Raw genomic sequence first — 1791 nt, forward strand, 5'->3', positions numbered from 1 at the left:
AGAGCAGTTCTGGCTTAACCATATTGAAACTCACCTTGATACATATGCAACTCCAAAGTTTTATTTATCAAAACTTATAGATACTCTATTTAAAAGATACAAAGAGCAGCTGGTTATAATCATTGATAACTATGACATTCCTATTGCAAATGCGATGCTCATGGAAAACAGTGATATGACACTTGAGTGTGTCTGTATCTATCTTGATATGCTTAATGTGCTAAAAACTGCTGTATCCCAGGTTAAATGGGTAATGCTCACTGGCCATATAAAATTTGCCCTTGCAAATGAGTTTTCAGAAGGACTTCCTTTTGTTCAGGATCTGTCAAATGAAAAATCACTAGAAACGCTCTTTGGATTAACTCTTAACGAGATTGAAGAGAGCTATCATACCCAGATAGAGAAAGTTGCTCATGACAGAAATATGAGTATTGAAGAGTACCTGAAGGCAGTAGATAAATGCTATGGAAACTTTGCCTTTTCAGACAGTCTCATAAAAGTGCTCTGCCCTGCCTGTATTGCACATGTACTGAACAATAACGGTCTTTTACTGCCCTATTCTGCAACAGCAAACTATCCTATTGTTAAGAAGCTTTTATCAAACGAATTTGTCGATTTATCATATCTTTATGATAAGGACGGTCAGGATCCGCTTTTTTCAAACAGTATTGACATAACAGTTGAGAAAAAACAGCTTGCAAGTCTTTTAATTCAGCTGGGTTTTGCAACAAGAGCAAGAGTACTTTTAAACACTGATGAAGGTTATACAACCTGGCGATACAGATTCGAGATGCCAAATCTTGATATGCAGGCTACTTTTTTAATGCTTAAAAATGAGCTTCCTGAAGATTATCTGACAAAAGAGCTTGATTACAGCACAAAAAATTCAGCTGAGGGTAACTAATGGCTTTTGCTTTTTTTGACATGGACGGAACTATCATTGATGGCGACAGCAATGATATAACATATTATGAGCTTAACAGAATGAGGATTGTTGATGATGTTTTCATTCAAAAACTCAATAATTACGAGGACATGTTCTACAAAGGCATTCTTGATATCAACGAGTTTGTTGAATTTGCATCTACTCCATTTATAAAGTACAGCATGGATGAGCTAGATGAGATCTTAGGATCAATTGTCAGAAGATGCATTGTTCCCAAAATAAAAAAAGGCGCAAGAGACAGAATTGAATCTCACATTGCTAATAAAGACAGAGTTATCATTGTGACTGCTACAAATGATTATCTAGTAAAGCATGTTGCAAAAGCTCTTGATATAGATGACTTCATTGCCTCAAGCATGGAAGTAAAAAACAAACATCTTACTGGTAAAAAGCTTAGTGAAGTTCCATTCAAAGATGGAAAAGTAAGAAGAATAAGAGAATATCTAAAAGATGAGGAATATTCTCTTGATGGTTCTTATGGATATGGCGATAGTGTCAATGATATTGAGATGCTTTTAATGTGCGAGCATGGATTCTTGGTTGATCCAAACGAAAATATGTTAAAAGATCCAAGAGTCAGATCGCTGGAAGTGATTTCCTTTAAATAATACAAAGTACTCTAAATCAATTATTGGCACTTTTCTTACATTGCACTATCTTTGCTAACATCTCTAAATGCCAAACTACTTAAGAAATCTGAAGAGCCACAAAGATAATAGTTTGAGCTCTGCTTTCAACAGCCAATAAAAAGAAGATTTAGATAAACTAGAGCTTATTATCACGTGCTGGATTTGAACCTTTCATCTCAAAAGCTTCCACTGCAGATTTGATACCATTCTTTTTCT

Annotated in this window: 2 protein-coding genes; both read left to right on the top strand. The window is 35.1% G+C overall.

Annotation, left to right across the window (positions count from 1 at the left end):
- Nucleotides 1-904: AAA family ATPase (locus tag ACJML3_RS00005; RefSeq protein WP_406019571.1), on the top strand; the 904-nt coding region annotated here is incomplete at its 5' end.
- Nucleotides 904-1554 (top strand): HAD family hydrolase, encoded by a 651-nt coding sequence (locus ACJML3_RS00010; RefSeq protein WP_406019572.1) that lies wholly within the window; start codon nt 904-906, stop codon nt 1552-1554. The genes ACJML3_RS00005 and ACJML3_RS00010, both read left to right, overlap by 1 nt.
- Nucleotides 1555-1791 lie beyond the last annotated feature (237 nt).

The sequence above is a fragment of the Succinivibrio sp. genome (genome assembly GCF_045124615.1).
Taxonomy (GTDB): Bacteria; Pseudomonadota; Gammaproteobacteria; order Enterobacterales; family Succinivibrionaceae; genus Succinivibrio; species Succinivibrio faecicola.

Bases quoted from the DNA above. Each gene is read 5' to 3' on its own strand.
- ACJML3_RS00010 (WP_406019572.1), top strand. From the start codon at position 904: ATGGCTTTTGCTTTTTTTGACATGGACGGAACTATCATTGATGGCGAC.